The 23,207-nt window shown below is 56.7% G+C and carries 17 protein-coding genes; 10 read left to right on the forward strand and 7 right to left on the reverse strand.

Annotated features, from left to right (window positions below; genetic code table 11):
* The first annotated feature begins 9 nt into the window (after positions 1-9).
* Both A6F68_RS14600 and A6F68_RS14605 read left to right on the forward strand, forming a co-directional pair.
* Positions 10-666, forward strand: a complete 657-nt coding sequence (locus A6F68_RS14600) for a LysR substrate-binding domain-containing protein (protein ID WP_232308167.1) — start codon at positions 10-12, stop codon at positions 664-666.
* Entirely contained in the window at positions 666-1,532 is an 867-nt protein-coding gene (locus A6F68_RS14605; RefSeq protein WP_074428251.1) for an SMP-30/gluconolactonase/LRE family protein, read from the forward strand. Before A6F68_RS14600 ends, A6F68_RS14605 begins: the two co-directional genes overlap by 1 nt.
* Here A6F68_RS14605 and A6F68_RS14610 read toward each other — a convergent pair.
* Genes A6F68_RS14610 through A6F68_RS14615 form a run of 3 tightly spaced genes read right to left on the reverse strand, consistent with a single transcriptional unit; the run spans position 1,514 to position 7,777 of the window.
* Positions 1,514-4,540, reverse strand: coding sequence for a glycoside hydrolase family 2 protein (locus A6F68_RS14610; protein ID WP_084001460.1), 3,027 nt, complete (start codon positions 4,538-4,540; stop codon positions 1,514-1,516). The genes A6F68_RS14605 and A6F68_RS14610 overlap by 19 nt on opposite strands.
* On the reverse strand, positions 4,518-5,120 hold the full coding sequence (locus A6F68_RS00530) for an RraA family protein (protein ID WP_335673628.1): 603 nt from the start codon (positions 5,118-5,120) through the stop codon (positions 4,518-4,520). Before A6F68_RS00530 ends, A6F68_RS14610 begins: the two co-directional genes overlap by 23 nt.
* A 59-nt stretch (positions 5,121-5,179) precedes the next feature.
* Complete coding sequence (locus A6F68_RS14615; RefSeq protein ID WP_472575225.1) at positions 5,180-7,777, reverse strand: family 78 glycoside hydrolase catalytic domain; 2,598 nt, start codon at positions 7,775-7,777, stop codon at positions 5,180-5,182.
* Positions 7,778-7,887: 110 nt separating this feature from the next.
* Here A6F68_RS14615 and A6F68_RS00540 point away from each other — a divergent pair, with 110 nt between their 5' ends.
* The 6 genes from A6F68_RS00540 to A6F68_RS00570 all read left to right on the forward strand — a co-directional run bounded on the left by A6F68_RS00540 (position 7,888) and on the right by A6F68_RS00570 (position 17,108).
* Entirely contained in the window at positions 7,888-9,669 is a 1,782-nt protein-coding gene (locus A6F68_RS00540; protein WP_067674837.1) for an IlvD/Edd family dehydratase, read from the forward strand.
* A gap of 94 nt (positions 9,670-9,763) precedes the next feature.
* On the forward strand, positions 9,764-10,873 hold the full coding sequence (locus tag A6F68_RS00545; protein ID WP_067674840.1) for an extracellular solute-binding protein: 1,110 nt from the start codon (positions 9,764-9,766) through the stop codon (positions 10,871-10,873).
* On the forward strand, positions 10,870-13,092 hold the full coding sequence (locus A6F68_RS14620; protein WP_074428254.1) for a CoA transferase: 2,223 nt from the start codon (positions 10,870-10,872) through the stop codon (positions 13,090-13,092). The genes A6F68_RS00545 and A6F68_RS14620 overlap by 4 nt, the downstream gene beginning before the upstream one ends.
* A gap of 19 nt (positions 13,093-13,111) precedes the next feature.
* On the forward strand, positions 13,112-13,915 hold the full coding sequence (locus A6F68_RS00560) for a 3-hydroxybutyrate dehydrogenase (RefSeq protein WP_067674850.1): 804 nt from the start codon (positions 13,112-13,114) through the stop codon (positions 13,913-13,915).
* Positions 13,912-15,021 (forward strand): ABC transporter ATP-binding protein, encoded by a 1,110-nt coding sequence (locus tag A6F68_RS00565; protein WP_067674853.1) that lies wholly within the window; start codon positions 13,912-13,914, stop codon positions 15,019-15,021. The genes A6F68_RS00560 and A6F68_RS00565 overlap by 4 nt, the downstream gene beginning before the upstream one ends.
* Positions 15,018-17,108, forward strand: a complete 2,091-nt coding sequence (locus A6F68_RS00570; protein WP_067674856.1) for an ABC transporter permease subunit — start codon at positions 15,018-15,020, stop codon at positions 17,106-17,108. The genes A6F68_RS00565 and A6F68_RS00570 overlap by 4 nt, the downstream gene beginning before the upstream one ends.
* On the opposite strand, the gene A6F68_RS00575 is transcribed toward A6F68_RS00570, so the two are convergent.
* From A6F68_RS00575 to A6F68_RS00585, 3 genes are read right to left on the reverse strand one after another with little or no spacing between them, the layout of a single operon-like run.
* Positions 17,096-18,526 (reverse strand): aldehyde dehydrogenase family protein, encoded by a 1,431-nt coding sequence (locus tag A6F68_RS00575; protein ID WP_067674859.1) that lies wholly within the window; start codon positions 18,524-18,526, stop codon positions 17,096-17,098. The genes A6F68_RS00570 and A6F68_RS00575 overlap by 13 nt on opposite strands.
* A 25-nt stretch (positions 18,527-18,551) precedes the next feature.
* The gene (locus tag A6F68_RS00580; RefSeq protein WP_067674862.1) at positions 18,552-19,310 is read right to left on the reverse strand and encodes an SDR family NAD(P)-dependent oxidoreductase; all 759 of its coding nucleotides are present in this window, start codon (positions 19,308-19,310) and stop codon (positions 18,552-18,554) included.
* On the reverse strand, positions 19,307-20,449 hold the full coding sequence (locus A6F68_RS00585) for a fumarylacetoacetate hydrolase family protein (protein ID WP_067674865.1): 1,143 nt from the start codon (positions 20,447-20,449) through the stop codon (positions 19,307-19,309). Before A6F68_RS00585 ends, A6F68_RS00580 begins: the two co-directional genes overlap by 4 nt.
* Positions 20,450-20,684: 235 nt before the next feature.
* Here A6F68_RS00585 and A6F68_RS00590 point away from each other — a divergent pair, with 235 nt between their 5' ends.
* Together A6F68_RS00590 and A6F68_RS00595 are read left to right on the forward strand one after the other, a co-directional pair.
* Positions 20,685-21,572: a beta-keto acid cleavage family enzyme gene (locus A6F68_RS00590; RefSeq protein ID WP_067674868.1), complete on the forward strand. Its 888-nt coding sequence runs from the start codon at positions 20,685-20,687 to the stop codon at positions 21,570-21,572.
* Positions 21,565-21,999 (forward strand): thioesterase family protein, encoded by a 435-nt coding sequence (locus A6F68_RS00595; protein ID WP_198152638.1) that lies wholly within the window; start codon positions 21,565-21,567, stop codon positions 21,997-21,999. The genes A6F68_RS00590 and A6F68_RS00595 overlap by 8 nt, the downstream gene beginning before the upstream one ends.
* A 225-nt stretch (positions 22,000-22,224) precedes the next feature.
* Here the strand turns inward: A6F68_RS00595 and A6F68_RS00600 are convergent, their stop codons facing one another.
* Positions 22,225-23,163, reverse strand: a complete 939-nt coding sequence (locus tag A6F68_RS00600; protein ID WP_067674874.1) for a LysR family transcriptional regulator — start codon at positions 23,161-23,163, stop codon at positions 22,225-22,227.
* Positions 23,164-23,207: the final 44 nt, after the last annotated feature.

Raw genomic sequence — 23,207 nt, forward strand, 5'->3', positions numbered from 1 at the left:
TTCGCGCGAATGGCCATCGAAACGCAATACCTCAGGAAGGAGCAAGATAATTCATCTGTGCGCGTAAGCGCACTTCCAATGTTCGGAATAGCCTGGTTGCTGCCACGTATGCCGGATTTCTGGGCTCGGCATCCAACAATAAATGTGGCACTTACATATTCACCACCCAACGTTCGCGAATTTCCTGATCACGATCTATGGATCGGCTTCGAAGAAGATTCGAACGTACCAACACGAGGGCGCGCGCCACTGATGAACGGGGCGACCGTTCCGGTATGCAGTCCGCTCTATCTTGACCGCAAGGGGCCCATATTACAACCATCTGACCTGACCGGTCACGACCTCCTCCACGAGGAATCATACGATCCGTGGAACGCGTGGTTTAGCGCCAATGGTATCGAACCCGAGCTGGCCGAGCGCGGGCGTGTCTTGACGGATGGAAATCTACTCCTTGCAAGCGTACTCGCGGGCGACGGTGTGGCGCTAGTTCACAAGGCTATCATCAGCCGACATTTGAAATCGCATACACTTGTCCAACTGTTCGACTGCCAAGTCGAAGAAAAGTTCGGCTATTTTTTGTCCTGGGATCCCGAGGTTACCCTACGGCGGAGTGTTCTTACTTTCCGGGACTGGCTTCTTGAATGTGCAAACGAGGCAATCGGTTAATGAGCGTGAAGTTGGAATGTCTTTGGCCCGTCGCGTCAACTCTGGGAGAAGGGCCGCGCTGGTCCACTAACGAGCAAAGTCTTTACTTCGTCGACATAAAGAAGCCGTGCCTCCATCGGATCCATCCCGAGACCGGCAAGACCCAATCATGGGTTATGCCAGACGAAATCGGCTTTGTCGGCTTTTCGGAGAACAGCGAAATGCTGGGAGGGTTCTCTGACGGGATCTATCGGATTGGGCGGAACGGTATCCGTGGAGAGCGAATAGCCTGTCCCGAACCCGATCTCCCGGGCAATCGGCTTAACGACGGGATCGTAGATGCCGACGGCAATCTGTGGTTCGGTTCGATGGACAATTCGGAGAAAGCAGAGACAGGTGCGCTTTATCGGTTATCGCCCGACGGCAAACTCGTAACGGTCGATCGGGGCTACTGCATCACAAATGGCCCTGCGTTCAGTCCCGACGGGAAAACTCTCTATCACACCGATACACTTAGGCGTGTGATATATCGTTTTGATATTGAAGAGACAAACGTCTTCAATCGCAAGGTCTTTGCGAGAATCGATGAAGAGGAAGGCTGCCCGGACGGGCTGACTGTCGATGCAGACGGGTGCATATGGTCGGGCTTGTGGGGCGGCTGGGGACTGTTGCGGTTTGCGCCTGATGGGGGACTGATTACAAAACTGGAAGTGCCAACCGCGAATGTCACAGCCTGCACCTTCGGGGGAAGGAACCTCGACACACTTTTCATAACAACAGCCCGCAAGGGATTATCGGATATAGATCTCCTACGACAGCCGCTCGCTGGCGGTTTGTTTGTCTGTGATCCGGGAGTAAAAGGGCTCCCTCAGCACCTATTTGCGTGAGGGTGCCCGAATGGTGTGTCAACTTGTACAGTCAGAAGGTTGCGCACCCATTTACGAGCAATATCGGGATGAACGCCATTGGCTGTCCCTGAAAGCGAACTGTACAGTCCGGCGATTGAAGAAAACAGGAGTTCGCCCTTTCCAATAGGGATCCTGACCATTGCCGCGGCAAGTTCTGGCTGGTGATCGCGACCATAGACCACAAGAACTTGAGCATCGTCGTTATCGAGCAACAAGCCATCCGCGAAACGCCCCAGTTGGTCTGGAGCAAACCAAGCGCCAGCGCCGCGCGGATCAGCTTGGTACTCCCACCCGAGGGCACATCGGCTAGGAAGGCCCGCAAATACCGCGGAATCTTCCCCGGCTATGTACCAACTGCCCGTCCAACTCGCCATTGCTGGCCCTAATGTACCCCGATTGGGTAGAATTCCAGTATTCTGAAACTGACGGGCCCAATGTTTTGTTTCCGCGCTGCCATCGGCTAGAATCACAAGGCGGCCGCCATTTTCTGCGTAATCAATAATGGCTTGAGTGAGCGCCTGGCGACCTTGTATCACAATCACAGGCGCCCGGAACAACTGCACTGGCGCGACCCCGATCTCTCGAAGGAAGGAGGCCAAATTACAACCTTCCTCCAAGATGGTGGCAGCAATATCAGGCCCCGAACGCCAATCGACTATGAATATGTCCTCCGTCGCCGTGAGTTCAGTATCCTGGAAAGTAGCCCCTGAATGCAGGCCGAGATACCCCGGCCCACCAACTAGGATCTCGATTCCTTCGAGGAGCAATTCGGCATACACTTCGCCGCCGCTGATTGTGACACTGCGCTTGGCAACCTCTTGCGCGCCCGCCGAGAGCTGCAAAATTCCGCTCCCAGATACACCGCAATCATTCACTAGGTAAACGTCCACTATCACTCGCGTGGACGTGGCGTGTACGAGGCCACGCGGCTTGATTACCAGTTGCAACGCACGGTTTGCGCGCGCGATTTCCGTGGGAGGCGCCTTGGGCCTTCGATACAAGTCGACGATCCCGGTATGCTGTTCAAATGGCTCGCTTTCCCAACCGCTCAGCGCGAAACCATCGACGTTGTCGGAAATCCGCATGTTGCCGATGACACGCGCCCAGAAATGCGCGCTTCGCACTGCTACTTCACGTGACAGCGCGGCGTGGTCAGCGAAAAATGGTCTCCATCCACGACGACCGAGAAAGTCGTCATAACCCTTGCGCAGCAATTCCTCGCGATCCGATTGCCAGCCAGTTGAAGCGGTACAGTCTAGCGGATCGGGCGAACCCGAACCGAGCACTTCACCCCAGAAAACGATCTCGGACCGATTGTCCGATGCATGGCTGAAATCTTGCGGCGAGCGATAAATCCAGTCCTGCCATACGCCGGGACCGCCAACCGTGTGATTGTCCCACCAGCCCGACCAGCCATCGCCGCGATCGTGATGATATGATGGGTCTCCAGGTAGAACATATGCTTGCTGGTCAGCGTAGTGTCGCATATCCTCCGGTACGTTCTCAGCACCGGCAAATCCGGACTTTAAGACGACAATTCGGGTTGGATCGGTCGCGCGAACCATTTCCAGAATGTCACGAACCGCCGGGTCGAGCGCAGATTCCTCTACCTGTTCGTTCTGAATTCCGACGACTACGTGCGATGGACTATTTCGATCGCGACGGATCATCCGCGCGATCTTCTCGCGCATGTAACCACGTTCGAACGCGCTGGCTCCGGTCCACGCCGCTCGACCTGCACCCGGCTCCTGCCATCGAAGCAGGCCTGCACGGTCAGCCGCTGCGATAGCGCGCGCATTGGCGATATTGCGGTGTGCAGTCAGCGTATTGAATCCTAATTCGCGAACTGCCTTAATTTCCGCTTTGAGAGCGGTTTCGCTCGGGAAAAGTCCGCTGCCCGGCCAATAATTCCAGCTGATCGCTGATCTGAGACGGATGCGTTTTCCGTTGATCCGAAACATTGCGCGGTCGCCGATACCTGTGACCGTAAACCAACGGAACCCGACTTTGACTGAGCGTCGGTCGCTGACTGTGTTGCCGACCAGACATTCTACGGTTAACTCGTAAAGCGTAGGGGAGAGGGGCGACCAGAGAGCGACGGCAGCATCCCGCACCTCAAAGCTTGCCTTACATTCACGCGTGATGAGTTCGTTTCGCCAGATTACAGTCTCATCGCTGCACGGTCTTAGAATACATCGACAGGTGGCGTCCCCCGAAAGCTGCACATCAATGTCGGCCGTGCCAGCGTCGGCGCGATTGCGAAAAAAAATATCGACAATACGCGACGGCCCGGTCGCTCGCAGCTCAATGCCGCTGTCCAATCCTCCGAAGCCGTGGCTTAAAGGAAGTATCTGCTCTCCCCAAACTAGTGCAAGAGCGGTTGGAGGCTCGTCAGCTCCGGCGCGATCGTGAAAGTCGCACCAGTCTAGGCGTCCACCAGGATTTGTGATCCGTATAGCAAGGCGATTGCGCGCACCAAGCCGAACCGCAGCTGTAGCGTCACAACTGAATGGCGTTTCGCCAATCACATCATAGCCGATTAGTTGTTCGTTGAGGAATACTTCCGCCCGTAATCGCGCTGCAGGAACATGCAGTTCGAACGTGCGCCCTGTCCAGTCGACAGGCAATTCGAAATCGTGCCAGAACCAGCTGACACCATAATAAATGCCGTTCTCGTCAAGCGGGTCGTTTTTGGCAAAAAAGTACTCGCGGCTCGAAAGTCGAGTCTTACCCCACCGACCCCAGAAATACTGCTCGACCGTCGCCGGCAGGCACGCGTGCGCCGCCTCGCCATTGGCCGCTTTCTGATCGAGTACAGACCATCCCCCCGTGGGAGCGCGTTGTTGCAACTCCGCTAGATCGAAAGTTCCCGGAAGATGAAGGGTGTCGTTGCGCCAGCCAGCCTCACGATCGGGCCAGATATACCATCCTTGTGACAGATCGAGCAGGCCATGGAGGATCGTTTCAGAACTTGCCGTAGCGGACATAAGCCTCCTTCGGATCGATGCCTCCCAATATTGCCTTGCGTACGAGGCTCTCCGTGGCAATCACACGCTCTGACTCAGTGATGATATCCTCCACCATCTCGGCTGGAATACGCACGATTCCGTCGCAATCGCCGAGAACGAAATCACCTGAGCGAACGATAACGCCTCCGATACTGATCGGTGCGTCGAATTCCTCTGGCACCCATGCCCCCACGATATCTCGCGGCGTGTGGAAACTTGAAAAGACGGGGAAACCAATCTTCCTAATGAAGCTTGTATCGCGGCAGCCGCCATCCACTATGAAGCCTCGCACGCCGCGAAATTGAAGCGTCTCAGCAGAAAGCTCCCCCATCAATGCTCGGCCAGAATCCTGCGGCTGGCATACCACGACAGAGCCTTTCGGTATGGCAGAGAGCATCTCTGTCCAACGGAGCAGACTCTCATGCGGGGAAATGCTCGGCTCTGGGCGACCGCGGACCGTGAAGGCCGGTCCGGAAGCTACCATGGCGCGGTCAAGGGGTACGATTCTGTATGGCAGAAGGCAGTCAGTAAGGCCGCGTTCTCGCAACACGTCGAACACAGCACCTGAATAACAGCCCTGCAATCTTTGCGACCAAGTTTCCTGTGTTTCAGACAAAATTACCCTCCATTGCTAAGTGAGAGCACGGTCGCACCCGCTTCGATCCGATGTACTTCGCCGTTCCAGTGAAGGTTGCCGGAGCAATTCGGCGGCACCAGCAGTTCGACCTCCAGACTCCGCGAATTAAGATGCCAGCCGCATCGCGCCGTGCCGTACGGGGTACGGACGCTTGCCGATGCGTGTTCGAGTTTGCCGCCAGGCCTTGGAGCGAAGCGCAGTCTACGCCAGCCGGGAGCATCTGGCGCCAGTCCCGCAACGCTAGAAAACAGCCAGTCGGTGCACGAGCCAAGCGCGACATGACAGAGCGAATTGCCCCAATCCGATTTGAGCTCTCCGTCGTCGTCGAACGGATCCCAAAGCTCGGGAATAGTGGTCAGCCCGCTGCGTTGCCAATAGGCGAAGCCCGGCCGCGACTGCGACTGGAACAGCGAATACGCCAAATCGGCCCGTCCGATCTGCGTCAAAGCCGGTAATATATGCGCGATGCCGTAAATGCCGCTCGTGAACTGACCTTCCTGTTCGACAACCCTTGCGAACTGCCTACAGACGGAATCCGACTTTTCTTGCGGCACCAAGCCCATGCTGATTGCGAGGGCGAAACTGGTCTGCGAACCTGTCCCGACAAGTCCATTTGAATTAATGAACTCGCCAGCAAATGCCTGCTTCGCCTTTACCCGATGATCGCAAAGTTCCGCAGTGGCATCATGGCCGAGCGCTGCGGCCATTCGCGCGACCCGATCGATGGTCTGTGAGAGGTAAGCCGTGCAGAGCAAGGAAGGGTCCGTGCCTTCGTCTCGCGCCAACCAATCGATATTGAGCAGGGAAGTATCTTCAGGATGCCAAATATAATCCGGAGCTGCGTTCAGCGAGTGCCTTACGAAGTGGAGCGCCGCCGGGAAAACGTTCTCCAGCAATCGAAGATCGCCAGCATGTTCATATGTAGTCCAAGGTATAAGCACAGCGCCGTCGCTTACTGCTCGGCCCAGTCCCGTCAGGTCCGGGCTGACCGTACGGAAGGGCGGCGGGGGTTGTTCATAGGCGGGCGCTTGGGGCGGGAATACGCCATCCTTGTCTTGCGCATCGAGAATGTCCCCAATCCATTTTTCTAAGAAAGGTGCCATCTCGAGCATCTTGCATGCAGACGGCATGAATTGCGCCGCATCACCGAGCCATCCAAGGCGCTCATTGCGTTGAGGGCAGTCGGTGAAAATGTCGAAGAGGTTCATCTTCAACGTCCGCCGAGCCATATCGAAGTAACTGTTCATGACAGGATCGGAACAGGAAAATTGACCGATCTCTTCGACGTCGCTGTGCGCGGACACGCCCAGCACGCGTTTTAGCTGATGCTCCCCATCGAGTCCGCTGATGTCGAAATGCCTGAATCCGCGATAAGTAAAGTGCGGCTGCCATTCGAGCAGTGAAGAGCCAACGGTTACCGTGTCTCTGCACCGCGCATTCCCGAGAGTGCCTGTTTCAAGACTCCCGTCTATACGACGCGCTTCGGCGAATGCGAGATTTACAATCCGTCCGTACGGCGCTGCAAATTCTAGCTTTGCCCAGCCTGTAATCGACTTTGCGAGATCGACGCGGATATCCCCGTTTTCAGTTGTCGAAATACACGATGGCGCCAGCATTTTCTGCACCCGGACGAACGGGCCCGGCGAGGGAACCAAGCTGCCTGCAGGTAGCGGCACTTCGCTACAAGGGCGCCATGCTTCGCAAGAGGATTCCGGCAGACACCAATTATCAAGTTCCCACCGCGCATCGAAGACTTCTCCACTGTACCTATCCGAGGCCAAAATCGGTCCGAACCGTCCCGTCCATTCGGAATCGGTAACGATGCAAACGATCTCGCCATTTTCCAGACAAGCTTCTAACTGCGCCAGCAACCCCGTCTGCTTGCCGTACACATTGCGCCGTCCTTCGAATCCGATCGCCCCTGCGAACCAGCCTTCGCCAAGGATAGCGCCCAGACAATTTTCTCCCGGCACCAGCAAATCGGTAACATCATAAGTGTCGACCAACAGGCGTTTGCGATAATCGGTCCACCCAGGCCGAAACAGACGGTCGCTGACGCGCTGGCCATTCAACCAAGGTTCGGCCAATCCCGCTGATGTAATGTGCAGACGCGCGCGCTTTACTGCTCCGCCGAGGGAGAAAATTCGCCGCAGGTGGGGGCAAGGTCGGTAATCATCGTGCGCATGCACAGGCGCAGGGAGACCAACGCACACCGCCGACCAATCCGAGCGGTCCAGCAACCCTATTTCGAAGCTACCTTCTTCCGAAAAGAGCTCCCGCCCATCATTCTCCCTCAGCGCAACATGCCAGAAAACCTGATCCCCGCTCAACAATGACGGTCCACCCCAAGGTACTAAATGACTCTGAGCGCTTAACATCCAACCGCCGTCCCAGTGGCCCCGCTCGCCACCATGTCGACTGATTATTCGCGCGCGGATTCGGAACGCCTCCTGCGCCCACCCAACTTGATCGAGACACCAAGAGAAACGCGGCTTACGCGTTGCCAGACCGATCGGATTCGGGCGCTGCTCAGTCAGAATTCGGAGAGTGGGCTCTAGAGGCTTCGCGTTCACTGCCACGCCTCATGCCATAGCAATTTATCAGGTTTTGGACTCGACAATAATCTTCATACGAATCCAAGGACGCGGTCTGCTAGCATCGGCCCGACGACAGCGAAGGAGCCGAACGAATGGCAGGAAGAGGGGAAGATCGGCCTCGGCTCCGGTCCAGAGCCTGGTTTGATGACCCGGGCCGAATAGACATGACCGCGCTATACCTGGAACGCTGGATGAACCAGGGAATTACGCCAGACGAATTGCGTTCCGGAAGGCCCATTATCGGCATTGCGCAATCCGGCAGCGACTTGTCGCCCTGCAACCGTATCCATCTCGATCTCGTCAATCGTGTCCGCGACGGCATACGCGATTCAGGTGGTGTACCGCTTGTTTTTCCCACCCATCCGATCGCGGAAAATTGCCGACGGCCGACTGCGGCACTGGACCGCAACCTTGCATACATGACGCTCGTCGAACTGCTGCACGGATATCCATTCGATGGAGTGGTGCTGACCACTGGCTGTGACAAGACCACCCCGTCCGCAATTATGGCCGCATCTACGGTCGACATTCCTGCGATCGTCCTTTCGGGCGGCCCTATGCTCGATGGCTGGCACGATGGAGAACTCGTTGGTTCGGGAACGGTTATCTGGCGTTCCCGGCGCCTGCTTGCAGCGGGCGAGATCGACGATGAAACATTCATTAGCCGGGCAACCGCGTCTGCACCGTCGGCTGGCCACTGCAACACCATGGGCACGGCATCTACTATGAATGCTGTCGCAGAAGCACTTGGCCTCTCCTTGCCCGGCTGCGCAGCCATACCAGCTCCTTATCGCGAACGCGGCCAAATGGCCTACGCGACAGGTAGCCGGATCGTGGAGATGGTGGCAGAGGACCTGCGCCCTTCTCGCATACTAAGCCGATCTTCGTTCCTCAATGCAATCGCCCTAGTTTCTGCATGCGGTGGTTCGACGAACGCTCAACCGCACATTAACGCAATGGCTAGGCACGCGGGATACAAGATCAAATCGGAAGACTGGCAGAAAGCATGGGACGTCCCGCTGATCGTCAACATGCAACCCGCTGGCGCTTACTTGGGTGAACGCTTCCACCGTGCCGGTGGAGTTCCGGCGGTACTTTTTGAGTTGCTGCGCACCAATCGAATAGATGGCACCGCGCTAGCGTGCACCGGTAAGACCATCGCAGAAGGCTTGGCTGGTAAGGAATCCCGGGACCGCGAGATGATCCTTACGCCCGAAGAGCCTTTGGCGACTCATGGCGGATTCCGGGTGCTTACGGGCAACCTGTTCGATTTCGGTATCATGAAAACCAGCGTTATTTCCGATCGATTCCGCAAATCATATCTCTCCCAACCGGGTCAGGAGGGGATCTTTGAAGTACGGGCCATCGTCTTCGACGGATCGGATGATTATCACGAGCGGATCAACGATCCCACGCTCCAGATCGACGAGTCATGCATCCTTGTCATTCGCGGCGCTGGTCCAATCGGCTGGCCTGGCTCGGCCGAAGTAGTGAACCTTCAACCACCCGATGCTCTGATACAGAAAGGAATAATGAGCCTTCCGACACTCGGTGACGGCCGCCAGTCGGGAACTGCGGACAGCCCGTCAATTCTCAATGTATCGCCGGAAAGCGCGGCCGGTGGCGGATTGGCATGGCTGCGAACGGGTGACACAATCCGTGTCGATCTGAACTCCGGTCGTTGCGACGCTCTTGTTGCGCCCGAAGAAATATGTCGGCGGCTTTCCGCAGGATCCCCTGAAATACGTGAAAGCGAAACGCCTTGGCAGGAAATGTTCAGGCAGACCGTCGGCCAGATGGAGGACGGGGCCGTCATGGAATTCGCCGTGAAATATCGAGGCGTCGGCGCAAAAGTGCCGCGCCACAATCACTAGATGCCTGAATCTTCCTCAACCCAGATCCATCGAATTCGGTTGCAACGGACAATCCCTAGTGGTCGCATCCAGTCATGAGGAAAGGCAAAACCGGATGAGCACGCAGGCCAGGTTTGCCCTGAAAGGTTTCCTGCCCTTCAGCCTATGTCTGGCGTCACTTACCGCGTGCGATGCTGGTGCAGGAGATAACCCCCTTGTGGTGATCACAAGCGGTGGAGCCATGCGAGCAGCTCAGGTCGATGTAATCGGTTCCGCGTATCGTGAGGTTGGCGGCAAGCGGGTGGTTTGGGGGGAAAGTATCGGGGGCAATCTGGTCGAGGTATACGCTCAAGATCGTGCCCGAAATGTTCTCTGGGACGCGGTAATCGCGAACCCCTCCTCCGCAACGCGCGCGTGCGAGCGCGGGATCCTCGCGAAGCTGGACCCTGCAGATATGCTTCCTGGGAATGACGGTACTATCGCTGAAGATGACTTCGTAGAGCAGGCCGTTTCCCCATGCTTTATCGGGTCCACAATGTGGTCACTTGTGCTGGCTTATCGCTGCGATTCACCAGAGGGGATTCCACAAGGTGCCGCCGATTTTTTCGACATTGAGAAATTCCCTGGACGACGCGGAATTCAACGCTGGCCGGTTTATACACTCGAGCTGGCTCTGGTCGCCGATGGCGTGCCGCCTGAACAAGTGTATGAAGTTTTGGCGACGAGGGACGGGGTAGCTAGGGCCTTCGCGAAGATCGATACGATCAAGCCACAAATCGTGTGGTGGGATTCGGGGGCGCAAGCTGCGCAATTGATCGCCGACCAAGAAGTATCAATGACCCTCGCACCGGCAGGCCGGATCATTTCCGCTTCCGTTGGGGAACAGCTTCCGATTTGCATCCAATGGAGAAACCAAATCCTGACGCAGGATGTGTGGGTTGTTCCCAAAAGATCGAAAAACAAAAAGGCCGCAATTGATTTCCTGAAGGTAGCCACTCGTCCAGATGTGCAGGCTAGAATGGCCGAGCGACTTCCATACTCGCCCAGCCGAATCTCTGCCCTTAAATTGGTTGGCAAGAGCCCTACCCTTGGCGTCGAAATGCGGCCGCTCCTGCCAACAGCTCCGGAAAATCTCGTCGAACCAATACGCATCAACGATCAATTTTGGGCAGATCATGAAGGTGAAATCCTGCCGCAGTTCTACGCGTGGCTCGAAAGCAAGTGAGTGTTGTACAACCCCTGGTCGGGACGAAAGTCCTTGAAATTGCTGGACGGCAAGCCGGCGCTGGTGTTGGACGGATCCTGGCTGATTTAGGTGCCAGCATCACTAAAATTATCCATCCAAATTATGAGCGAACCCCCGCTGAACTTTGGCTGGACCGGGGCAAGGGAATTAGATTTCAGCACCTTTCCGAAGCTAACATTGAAGCGATGCTCGAGACTACGGATGTCGTGATCGAGAATGGTCGACCAGGACGGCTGTCGCGATTCGGGCTCGACGCCGAGGCAGTGCGCAATGTGCGCCCGGAAATTGTCCACCTGTCTTTGCCTGGGTTTCCTGCCACCGATCCACGCAGCAAACTTCGCTCGAGCGAAGGCGTTATCTGTGCAGCGGCAGGCCTTTATGCAGAACGAGGCTGGTCGCATGCCCTTCGCGGTAACGGACCTGCGATCACCGACATGCCGATGGCATCTGCCTATGCGACAGCCTTTGGAACGCTTGCCGTGCTAGTGGCGCTGCTTGAACGACGGCGAGATGGTGTTGGCGATACAATCGAAGTTTCACTTCATAATGCGCTGCTCGAAGGGCTGAGCTACAACCACCTGAAGCTCGAAGACTTGCCTAATCGATATGTCGATCGGCGTGCCCGATGGGTGCGCAAAGGGGCTAAGTGCGACGAAACGACACTCCAACGCCTACTTGATCCGGTGTACCGTTCATATCGCTGCGCCGATGGTCGATATTTCTATCTGGCAACACCGCCACACCGCGACATTGTCCCGCGCACCTTATCCGCCTTGGGCCTCTGGGACGAACTGATCGCATCAGGCTTACCACTCGATTATCCTTATGCAGCCTCGGATCTTTGGAAAGATCGCGAAGAAGGCTCCATTTTCGGGCCTCCTCAGCTGGCTGATCGATGGTTCGACAAGCTTTATGACGGCTTGGTCTCACGCTTTGCCGAACGACCGGCCAGCGCCTGGGCCGACCATTTTCGGCAAGCCGGACTCAGCGGCCAGATCGTACAAACGCGAGAGGAGTGGCGTGCAGATCCTCATGCCCTGCAGAGCGGGCTGATCGATCAGGAGAGCGGTATGCCCGGCGTGCTGCTCTGGCCGATTGACGATGGGCCAAGAGGCGAAGCCGACCCTGTGTCCAATATGCGCGACGTCACCATTCTAGATCTGGCCAACGTGATTGCGGGTCCTACGTGCGCCGGCGCACTGGCGCGATTCGGACCGAGAATCATCAAAATCGATGCGCCGTCGCCAAACTTCGACCCATACATCACAGTGGTTCTTGCACTGCAATATGGGCGTGGCAAGGACAGTATGCTGCTTGATGTACGCACACCGCCCGGCCGGGACTTGTTTCACGAATTAGTGCGCAAATCGGACGTGATCACTTATAATGGCGCGCCTTCGCAACCGGGCGCTCTGGGTATCGCGCCAGCCAATTTAAGAGCTCTTAACCCTCGTGCCGCGTTGGTCCAAGTCAGCGCATATGGTGGTCCCTATACAGGCCCCAAATCGGATTGCCGCGGTTATGACGAAATCCTTCAGGCAGCGACAGGCATAATGGCCGCCCACAGGGAGGGGGACTATCCCCCCGAAGAATTTGCCCAATTTGGTTGCGTCGATGTGTTGACCGGCTTGCTGGGCTCTTGTGCGACTATGGCAGCAATACTCTCCCGTGGCGCCTCATGGGCGACATCTCTGGCGGCCGGAGCGCAGCTTATCCAACTGCCTTTGCTTTGTGGCGAATCGGGTGTTGGGGGACGGATCGAGACACTGGCCGATGGCTTTTATTACCTCGATGAAGATGTCCCGCCGATTTCTGATCCGGCGACTCTTTGCGTGGCGGAACTTGACGCGCGCGTGGCGACGCACGACTGGGCAGGTCACCGCGTAACTTCTTACCAAGAGCTTCGAGCAACCTTCGCTACCAATCGCGAAGATCTGCCCGACGCGATGACTAAAGGGATGGCGGCGTTCACGACTGACACCGGCCATCCCGTCGCGACATCGCTTACACTACTGGAGCAGACTGCAGTTCGCCGCGAGCGACCGATCATCGCGCCTGCTCGGCTGGAGAAATATGGGCAGTCGACCCGTGCCATTTGCGCCGAGCTAGGTTGCAGCGATGCTAAGTTCGAAGACTTGAAACAAGCCGGGGTGGTCGCGGAAAGCTGGCCGCAGCACACTCAGTTTCTTCCTGTTTAGCAACCAGTCAGGGTCGACCATGGAGATGGATGTCAAAGTAGATTTATCAGGTCGGGTCGCGTTGGTGACCGGCTCGACGAGCGGGATGGGCGAAGCGATCGCGCGGGCGTTTGCGCGCAGCGGCGCAATTGTTGCCCTTCATGGCCTCGGCGAGGCCGAGGCAATCGGCAACCTCGTAGATGAATTGCATTGTCTTAGCGGACGCGAAGTTGCCTATTTTGACCATGACCTGACCGACGCCGAAAACGGCGATCGGCTAGTGGACGAGGTCATCCGCAAGTATGGTCGACTAGACATTCTCGTTAACAATGCCGGTATTCAACACGTTTCGGATATTGCGGATTTTCCCCCCGAAGCGTGGAAGCGCGTACTCGCCGTGGATCTTTCGGCTGCCTTTTTCGCTACCCGCAGGGCGGTGGCTGGCATGCGCAAGCGCGGCTGGGGACGTATCGTCAACACCGCGTCAACGCTTGGTCTTGTGGCGGAACTTCACAAGGCAGCTTATGTTTCGGCAAAACACGGCCTGATCGGGCTAACCCGCGCGACGGCGCTCGATACTGCGGAAGACGGCGTGACATGCAACGCGATTTGCCCCGGATGGGTGTTAACTCCCCTCGCATCGCGGCAGCTGGACGCTGCTGCAGAACGCCTGGAATTAAGTCGTGAGGAAACCGCGCGTGATCATTTCCTGCTTCTCCAGCCGACCCGGCGGTTCGTAGAGGTCGACGAAGTCGCCGCGACGGCTCTGTTCCTGTGCAGCAATGCAGCAGCGTCCATCACCGGTGTCGCTCTCCCAGTCGATGGGGGGCAGATGATCATATGAGCGTTCCTCATCCACGGTACAACGAATCGATCGCCGAATTTCGATCTGTTGCGAAAAGCTACGACGGCAAGAGACTGGCGGTAGACAATCTCGATCTCGAGATCAGACGCGGCGAATTCCTGACCCTTTTAGGCCCATCTGGTTCCGGAAAAACAAGCGCCTTGATGATGCTGGCAGGCTTCGAGCGTCCGACATCTGGCCGTATTCTGCTCGAAGGACGCGATGTCGCAGACCAGCCTGCGCACAAACGCGATATCGGCGTTGTTTTCCAAAATTATGCACTGTTCCCCCATATGACTGCGGCACAGAACATCGCTTTTCCGCTTAAGGTTAGAAGGCTTTCCCGAGCCGAAGTCGAAGCCCGCGTCGAATACGCACTTACCATGGTCAGACTGGATCAGATGGGGAGCAGCCGACCGGGCCAGATGTCTGGCGGGCAACAACAAAGGATCGCGCTGGCCCGCGCGCTTGTTTTCAACCCATCGCTGATTGTCATGGACGAGCCACTCGGCGCGCTGGACAAGAATTTGCGCGAGGAAATGCAGTACGAAATCAAGGCGTTACACCGTCAGCTGGGTGTGACTATCGTGTATGTGACGCACGACCAGTCGGAAGCATTGACGATGTCAGACCGAATTGCTGTGTTTCAGAAAGGCAGGATTATTCAGCTGGATTCCCCGCGAACGATCTACGATCGGCCGGGCAACCTTTTCGTTGCCTGCTTCCTCGGGGAAAATAATCAGCTCGCTGGCAAGGTCGTCGAAAAAAGCAGTGTCGGACTTGGCAAAGTCAAACTTGCATCGGGCGATATCGTCCGATGCCAGTTCCCCCAAGCACATAATCCCGGCGCCGACGTTGTCCTGCTGGTTCGCCCCGAGGATGTGCTGATTGGCGATCTCGCGGTGGCGTGCGATTACAGGACAACCGGGACTGTCAGGGAGATGATCTACCATGGGCAGCATTTCCAGGTGTCGATCGAGTTGGCGGACGGCGAGGCCATCGTGGCACTGTGCCGACCAGGAGCCAGTGCTTCGCTGGCTGCAGGGACTGCGATAGCGATCGGCTGGCAAGCCGATCATGCGGTTGCGCTGGTCCGCGAGCCGTGACAGAGATTGCGCGCACAATCGATCGTCAGCGCCGACAGGATGGCCTGATCGGGTTTTCCTTGTTGCTTCCGCTTTTGCTCTACCTTGGCGTATTTCTCGCCGGGCCATTGGCAAGTATGCTCGTGCAGAGCGTATACGAGCCCTCAATCTCACGCGACCTGCCAGATACGGCAGCGGCCCTGTCTGACTGGTCACCGGATCGGCCGGTCCCTCAGGCGGCAGTCGACGCTCTTGTTCGAGAAGGTGTTCAATTACTGAAGCGTGAGCGGATCGGGGAAGTTGCAGACCGGCTCGACTTCGAAGTGCCAGGTGGCGGGGGGTTGCTTACCCTCACTTTGCGGAGATTGGCACTAGATGTGCCGAGACGCTGGGAAATAGGCACTCTCTCTGCGGTTGATCCCCGATGGGGCGAACCGGACATCTGGGCCGCGATCAAGCGCGGTGAGCATGCGTTGACGTTTACATTTTTTATCCGCGCTCTCGATCATCGCGTAAACGCGCATGGCGAGCTTGTGGCAGCGATTCCGGGCCAATATCCGCACCTGTCATTGCTCTGGAAGACGCTCTGGCTCGGCGGGATGATTACCGTGCTGACGTTGTTGCTTGCGTATCCGATGAGCTATTTCATCGCTGGCCTGCGCCCAAAGACGGCGCGACTTATCGTGTATGTGCTTGTGATGTCCCTGTGGCTGTCATTGTTGGTACGAGCCAGCGCCTGGATCGTCCTCCTGCAGTCTCGCGGACTGGTGAACGATCTGTTGATCGCGCTCGGCATACTCGGCCCGGACGACCGCGTTCAACTCGTCTATAATCTTACCGGCCTGATCATCGCGATGGTGCATTTCATGCTACCGTCGATGATCCTGCCCCTTTTGGCCGTAATGCGCAGGGTTCCGAAATCGCAAATGCGCGCTGCGCAGTCGCTGGGCGCCAAGCCGTGGGTTGCATTCTTGAACGTGTATCTGCCAATGACGCTCCCTGGCGTCGCCGTGGCGGTATTGTTCGGTTATATTCAAGCAATCGGCTTCTATATCATTCCGGCCCTGCTCGGCGGGTCGGATGGCCAGTTGATTTCAACCCTGATTGCCGCATACACGACCTCGACCCTGAATTATGGCCTGGCATCGGCCATAGGCGCGTTGCTGTTGATAGCTGTGCTGGTTCTCTATCTCGTTTATTCAAGGCTTACGAGCGGGGCGGATATTTCTTTGGGCAATGGCGCGGACATAGCAATAGTCACTGGCAATACGGCTCCCCCACCTCGCACGCGATCGGCACAGATTGCGTATGCTGCGCTGTGCGCGGGTTCGACGCTGATTCTGATCTTCCTCATCGCCCCAGTGCTCGTCATCATCCCACTCTCGTTCGGTCAGAGCGCATTTTTCACGTTCACGCCTGAAATGTGGCAAGGCGATGGCTGGTCGCTACGCTGGTACGAAGCGGTGTTATCCGACCCTCGGTGGCGAACCGCCTTTTCGAACTCCTTTATCATCGCGACCAGTTCCATGATCGTCGCATCCGTGCTCGGAGGATTGGCTGCATTGGGTCTTTCCCGGCCAACGACGCCTGCGCGAGGCCTCATTGCCGCGCTGTTCCTTTCACCGTTGATTGTCCCAATCGTCCTGTTTGCGACCGGCACTTTTCTGCTGTTTTCGAAACTCGGCCTGGTCGGCACTATGGTCGGTCTCGTGCTGGCCCATGTCGCGCTTATCTCGCCAGCAGTGGTGTTCAATGTCCGTGCGTCGCTCGCTGGATCTGGCTTCGACCTTCTACGCGCAGCAGCGAGCCTCGGCTCACCGCCAATGCGCACATTTCTTTCCATCACACTTCCGATTGCAGCGCCCGGCTTCGCGGCAGGCGCTTTGTTTGCTTTTCTCGGTTCCTTTGACGAAACGGTGATCGTCCAGTTCCTGACGTTCAGCCCGGATCAATTCACGTTCCCCCGCCAGATGTTTTCGGGTGTTCGCGATGAAATGAATCCCACGGTTCTTGCAGCAGGCTGTCTAGTAATGGCCCTCTTTTCGACTCTGTACTTTTTCGCACAGATTGCTGAATCACTGAGGCAAAGAAGAAGTCAGGCTACGTAGCTAGTTTTGGTCACTGTGTAGAATTCCCGGGCATGACTGCCCTGCTCCCGCGGACCAAAGCTCGATTCTTTTGTTCCCCCAAACGGCACATGATAGTCAACGCCCGCAGTGGGAAGATTGATCATAACCATGCCCGCCTGTAGTTCATCGCGGAAGCGGCGAGCGCGCCCAAGCGATGTTGTGCAAACTCCAGCAGACAGGCCAAACGGAACGGCGTTCGCAAACATGAGGGCTTGATCGTCATCATCTGCACGTATCACGCTCGCGATCGGCCCAAATATCTCCTCCTGATTAATCCGCATCTCTGGGTCAGTTTCGAGAAACAACGTCGGCGTGAGGTAATAACCGTCAGTGGCCAGTTTCGGTCGGTCGCCGCCAACAATCCGGGCGCCCTCCTTCCGTGCGAGGTCAATATAGGAAAGATCTTGCTTGAGCTGGCGCTCATCGACGACGGGACCAATCTCGGTAGCGACGTCAAGGGCATGACCCACCCGAAGTGCAAGCATCCGCTCAACCAGTAGTTCGACGAACCTATCGTAAATGCCGGCGGTGACAATCAGCCGCGAAGAGGCCGTGCACCGCTGTCCGGTTGAAAAGAATGCACCGTTCAAACAAGAATTCACGGCGACATCAATGTCAGCGTCGTCCAGCACCACCATGGGATTCTTGCCTCCCATTTCGCACTGGACCCGGCGCCCGGATGCAGCACGCGTAGCCGCAATCGCGCGTCCCGTTGACACAGATCCGGTGAAACTAACTGCATCGACCTCGGCGCTTTTTACGAGTGCATCGCCGAGAGTGTGTCCTGGCCCCATGAGGAGATTGAAAACGCCACGGGGCATACCTGCTTCGGCAAGTATTGACGTTAACGCATGCGCACTAGCTGGAACGAGTTCAGCTGGTTTCAGAACGACGGTATTGCCAAAGGCCAGCGCTGGTGCTGCTTTCCAGGCTGGAATTGCAAGCGGAAAATTCCAAGGAGTAATGAGAGCGACGACACCCACCGGCTCACGGCGGATCTCCACGTCGATCGCCGGCCGAGTTGATCGAAGCAACTCGCCACTTAGGCGCAATGCCTCGCCCGCATAATATTTGAAAATTTGTCCCGCACGGGCAGCTTCGCCGATACCTTCCGCCAGCGTCTTGCCCTCTTCGCGCGACAGCAAGCGCCCAAGTTCGTTTTTTCGCTCAAGAATCAGGGCTCCAGCGCGATCCAGAATGTCGCAGCGCTCCTGAGGCGTGGCACGCGACCATGTTGGCAATGCTTCGCGAGCAGCCGAAATCGCCCGATTAACATCTTCCGTGCCGCCTTGAGCGTAATGGCCCACAATGTCGGAAGTGTCGGATGGGTTGATATTCGGCTGCGCCGTACTTGCCCCAACCCATTCCCCTCCGATAAAATTGCACTGAGTCTCCACTATTCGGTCTCCTGCTTACCGATGCCTAGAGCCATCCCGCGTCAACATGATACTCGCGGGAGGTGCACATGGCCGCTTCATCGGAAGCGAGAAAAGCCGTCATCGATGCGACATGCTCCGGCTTGATCCTTTCTTTCAAGCACTGAGCTGAAAGAATTTCCTGCAAGGTTTCGGGAGTGACCCACAATTCTTCTTGGCGTGGTGTCGAGACAGCCCCGGGTATGACGCACACGACGCGAATGCCGCTAGGTCCTAGATCGCGTGCAAGTGCATTGGTTAGGCCGGTGATCGCCGCCTTTGCGGTCGCATAGACCGGCATACCCCCAAGGCCGACATGCCAACTGATCGAACCTATATTGATAATCACACCACGGCCGGCCGCGACCATATCGGGCACAGCAGCCTGAGCAGCGAAAAAGTAATGACGCAGATTCGTCGCTATAAGCTCATCCCAAGAGGCCGGGTCGACCGTGGAGATGGGCGTCCGGTCATCCCGAGCGGCATTGTTGACAATGATGTCGAACGGGCCAAGCACATCACGCAATTCTTTTTGCGAAATGGCGAGTGAGCCAAGGTCGCGTAGATCGCACGAGCGGAAGTGGGCCAGCTTACCAAGCCGCTCTGACGCCATCGTTCCAGCATCCTCGTCGATGTCCACGAAGCCGACGCTTACCCCTTCTTTTACGAGACGCTCGACGATTGCGAGGCCGATCCCTGAGGCCCCCCCGCTGACGAATGCTCGACGCCCCCTCAGACAGGTGTAGATATGCGAAGAAGAGCTCATAGCAGACCTCTGTTCGCTAAGTTTCGCATCAGCGCCGCCAATCCAAAGGTCCACGGTGGGGTCAAGTGAGAATGATTGACCCGGTTGCGAAGCGTCCCGAGACGGGGAGAGCGAATCTGCACCTCGTCCCCCAAGTGATGGGTAAAACCCTGCCCTCTGACATCCCGATCTTGGACAGGGGCAAAAAGAGTGCCGAGGAATAGCGCGAACCCATCTGGGTAATGGTGGTCGCCGCTGCAGGTTTGGGCCACCAGATCTTTTGGATCCCGTGTGATTTCGCGCATCGAAACCGTCTCACAAAGTCTGAATCCATCTTCGCCGACCACCTCGAGTGTCACATCGGCGTCGCGGACATCATCGAGCGTAAATTGATCATCGAACAGTCGAATGAAGGGGCCGATCGCACAGGAAGCATTGTTGTCCTTAGCTTTGCCAAGTAGCAAGGCGCTACGACCTTCAAAGTCTCGCAAATTGACGTCGTTTCCGAGCGTGGCACCTAAGATGTTTGCCCGACTGTCGCAGATCAGGACGACCTCAGGCTCCGGGTTGTTCCAGTTCGAGTCAGCCCGCACACCAACTTCCTCACCCCAACCAACCGCCGCAAGGCAGGGCGCTTTCGTGAAGACTTCTGCGTCAGGACCTATCGCAACCTCCAGATATTGCGACCAGTAGCCGTCAATTTGCAGGCGTTCCTTGAGGCAAAGCGCTGCCTCAGAGCCAGCCTTAACGGTCCGCAACTCGCCACCAATCAAAGCCTCAAGTTCTTTGCGGATTTCGCGCGACGCGCCTGGATCGCCCATCGCTCGTTCTTCAATGACCCGTTCGAGCGCGGATACTGCGAAGGTAACGCCACAAGCTTTTATGCATTGCAGGTCAACCGGCGCCAGTACCCTTACTGCACCGCCCTCAATATCCCGAACGGAACCGAGAATGGGCCCATTCGCACTCAAAATCTCTGTTGCACTGCAGTTTTCCAGTATTTCCGACATCGTGGGGGCAAGATGGCTAAGATTTACCATTTCGCTATTGCGAATGGCGACGGGCGTAGGCCCTCCCACGGCGTCGTCCCATACTCGGCCCACTAGGACGGCATTTTCGCAATCAGTGGGCAACAAGCCATAATTTTCATCGACGGCCATAGCGACGAAGGCTCCATCAGAAGAGAAGTCTCAAGCAGGATACGGTCATGGCCGCCGAGACAACAGTTCTACACATATGTGCTGAAAAATAATTGGCCCAGCCGGCGCTGCCATGAGTCGTGCTCATATAGTGGAGCACCTTGTCCTGAAAATTTTTTGGAGTGGGCACGCAGTTTTTCGGTGGTGGAAGCGTGCCCGCAGTTTCAATCTTCGATTTTTAACCGAAGGACCGGCGATGAATCCGAAAGTGATCATAACATGTGCCGTCACCGGCGCCGGTGACACACCTGGTAAAAGTGAGCATGTGCCAGTCACCCCAGTCGAGATTGCTGACGCGTGCCTTCAGGCGGCCGATGCCGGAGCCGCAATCTGTCACATCCACGTGCGTGACCCTGTCACCTCTGTCGCAAGTCGGAACGTACAGCTTTACCGCGAAGTCGTTGAGCGGATCCGTGTTCGTAATAATTCTCTGATCCTCAACCTGACTGGCGGGATGGGCGCTGACATTGTCTTGGGTGATGACGATCCGCTAGATTTTCAGCTTGGCACGGATTGTGTCGCACCGATGGACCGCATTCCTCACATCCTTGAGCTCAAACCGGAAATAGCGTCACTCGATATTGGAACAATGAATTTCGACGATGTTATCTATGCAACCAAACCGGCTTTTTCTCGCAAAATTGCACGCGCCTTTCGTCAAGCAGGAGTACGGCCAGAGATCGAGGTTTTCGATCTAGGACATATAGAGCTTGCCAAGTCTTTGATGGCCGAAGGGGAATTCGTCGAACCCACCTTGTTTCAACTCTGCCTTGGCGTGCGTTACGGAGCTCCGGCGACCACGGAAGGCATGAAAGCGATGAGGGATTCACTACCCGATGGTTCTATCTGGGCAGCCTTCGGTATCGGACGACAGCAATTTCCTATGGTAGCGCAAGCGGTCCTGCTTGGCGGTCATGTGCGCATCGGACTTGAAGACAATCTATACCTCAAGCGTGGCGTCCTCGCTACAAACGGAGAACTAGTAGACCAAGCCGCAAATATTATCCGTATTTTGGGTGCCGACATTGCGTCACCTGATGAGGCCAGAGAAATCCTGCAACTCCGCAAGGCGCCAGATGCCTGACAGAACTTCGCTCGGCAGTATAGTTGGGACGGTCTCTGCCGACATGGTTGATGACCGTGGCCATATGAACTTCCTCGCCTATCAAGCGGAGGCGGATCGCGCGACTGCCAATTTCTGGGAGTCAGTAAATGTTGAAATCGATGCTTTAACGTTCGTTACGTTAGAGACGCACGTTTGCTATTTCTCTGAACTTCTTTATGGCGATTCCTATGAAATCCGGAGCTTCCTTGTTGCCTACGACAAGAAGCGTTTCATAGTTAGCGACTGGATCGAGCGACACAGCGTGCTCGTGTGTCGCGTGGACGTCCTCGCGATCTGCTTCGACCCCCATTCGCGGAGAGCGGCAGCCTTCAGCGAGAAAACTAGAGCGCAGCTCCAAACACTTTTGCAACCAATGCACACATTACTGACTCTCAATCGCCTCTAGTCGCAATTGATGAGAGGACGGGGTTTTAATCCATTGTCGATAGATGCAGCGAGCCGGGGATGTTTTGCATTACTCCTGAGTGAGACGAGTTGGTCGCCCGACAAATTTTGCTCAATGCCCAACATCAACGTCGCCGCGAGTGATGGGATGGACGTTGAAAGTCTGCAGGATTATGCGGAGCCGGTGTCCGCGCTTGTCCCAGATCGCGCAGGACTACCCAATCAGTTAGGCAGACCATGAGCCCCCCATCGTCGCGCACGGAAGAGAACCAGGCGACTCAGGTTCAGAACGCGCTAACTTGAGCGTCTCGATGAGTGCACGGCCCGCCCGTGTGAGCGGTTTTCTGGGTGAGCGGTGAATGGATAGTCGGGCATGAATTTCAGGCGAATCGATAAGAGCCATGTGAACTGCGCCGGCCCGCACCAAGGATGAAACCGCGGCTTCGGGCGCGATGGTCAATGCGGCACCTTCGATTACGAGACCCATGCAGGTTGGAAATGAGTCGACCTGATGAGCGGGCGTAAGCGTCAAGCTCTGCGCGGACGCGAGCTTGTCAAGGTGCCGCCGCATGCCGCTGCTCCGCCCCGGTAGGACCAGAGATCTCGAACAAGCTTCAGAAAATGGCACTGCGGCACATTCGAACGGCTTGCTGGATACAAGACATAGGCGTTCCTCGAGGAGGACTTCGGCCAGCTCATGGTCTCCGATCTGGGCGGGCGGGATATAGGTCAACGCGAGATCGACCGTCCCCTTCGCCAGCCAGGAGATGATCGCGGGCCCGTTGCCTTCGAGAACGCGCAAATCGACCTGGCGGTGGTTGTGCCGCATCAGTTCGATAGTCCGCGCCACGATCGTCTGCCCCACCATGGGAGTGATGCCGAGGGTCACTCGGCCCGATGTATAGCGCGAGGATGCGCGCACCGCTTCGCGGGATTCGGCGAGCTGCGTCAGGCTATCCTCTATCGCTCTGAGCGCAGTCTTCCCCGCTTGCGTGGTCGCAACCCCACGGCCAGTGCGGTGCAACAAGGGGGCGCCGAAATAATGTTCGACAGCGCCGACAATCCTGCTGACCGCCGGCTGGGAACTGTTGAGTTCGCTTGCAGCCCGCGAGATGCTGCCCAGGTTCGCAACGAGCGCGAAAGTCTCGAGATCGCGAATTTTCATGGGTATGGGATATAACGAAACACGCATAACACAAATGCTGAAAT

The sequence above is a fragment of the Tsuneonella dongtanensis genome (assembly GCF_001698205.1).
In the GTDB taxonomy this organism is placed as follows: domain Bacteria; phylum Pseudomonadota; class Alphaproteobacteria; order Sphingomonadales; family Sphingomonadaceae; genus Tsuneonella; species Tsuneonella dongtanensis.

What these genes read in the sequence shown, in the direction of transcription:
- A6F68_RS14600 (WP_232308167.1), top strand. Translation starts at nt 10, where the DNA reads ATGGCCATCGAAACGCAATACCTCAGGAAGGAGCAAGATAATTCATCT.
- A6F68_RS14605 (WP_074428251.1), top strand. Translation starts at nt 666, where the DNA reads ATGAGCGTGAAGTTGGAATGTCTTTGGCCCGTCGCGTCAACTCTGGGA.
- A6F68_RS14610 (WP_084001460.1), bottom strand. Translation starts at nt 4,540, where the DNA reads ATGTCCGCTACGGCAAGTTCTGAAACGATCCTCCATGGCCTGCTCGAT.
- A6F68_RS00540 (WP_067674837.1), top strand. Translation starts at nt 7,888, where the DNA reads ATGGCAGGAAGAGGGGAAGATCGGCCTCGGCTCCGGTCCAGAGCCTGG.
- A6F68_RS00545 (WP_067674840.1), top strand. Translation starts at nt 9,764, where the DNA reads ATGAGCACGCAGGCCAGGTTTGCCCTGAAAGGTTTCCTGCCCTTCAGC.
- A6F68_RS00560 (WP_067674850.1), top strand. Translation starts at nt 13,112, where the DNA reads ATGGAGATGGATGTCAAAGTAGATTTATCAGGTCGGGTCGCGTTGGTG.
- A6F68_RS00565 (WP_067674853.1), top strand. Translation starts at nt 13,912, where the DNA reads ATGAGCGTTCCTCATCCACGGTACAACGAATCGATCGCCGAATTTCGA.
- A6F68_RS00580 (WP_067674862.1), bottom strand. Translation starts at nt 19,310, where the DNA reads ATGAGCTCTTCTTCGCATATCTACACCTGTCTGAGGGGGCGTCGAGCA.
- A6F68_RS00585 (WP_067674865.1), bottom strand. Translation starts at nt 20,449, where the DNA reads ATGGCCGTCGATGAAAATTATGGCTTGTTGCCCACTGATTGCGAAAAT.
- A6F68_RS00590 (WP_067674868.1), top strand. Translation starts at nt 20,685, where the DNA reads ATGAATCCGAAAGTGATCATAACATGTGCCGTCACCGGCGCCGGTGAC.
- A6F68_RS00595 (WP_198152638.1), top strand. Translation starts at nt 21,565, where the DNA reads ATGCCTGACAGAACTTCGCTCGGCAGTATAGTTGGGACGGTCTCTGCC.
- A6F68_RS00600 (WP_067674874.1), bottom strand. Translation starts at nt 23,163, where the DNA reads ATGAAAATTCGCGATCTCGAGACTTTCGCGCTCGTTGCGAACCTGGGC.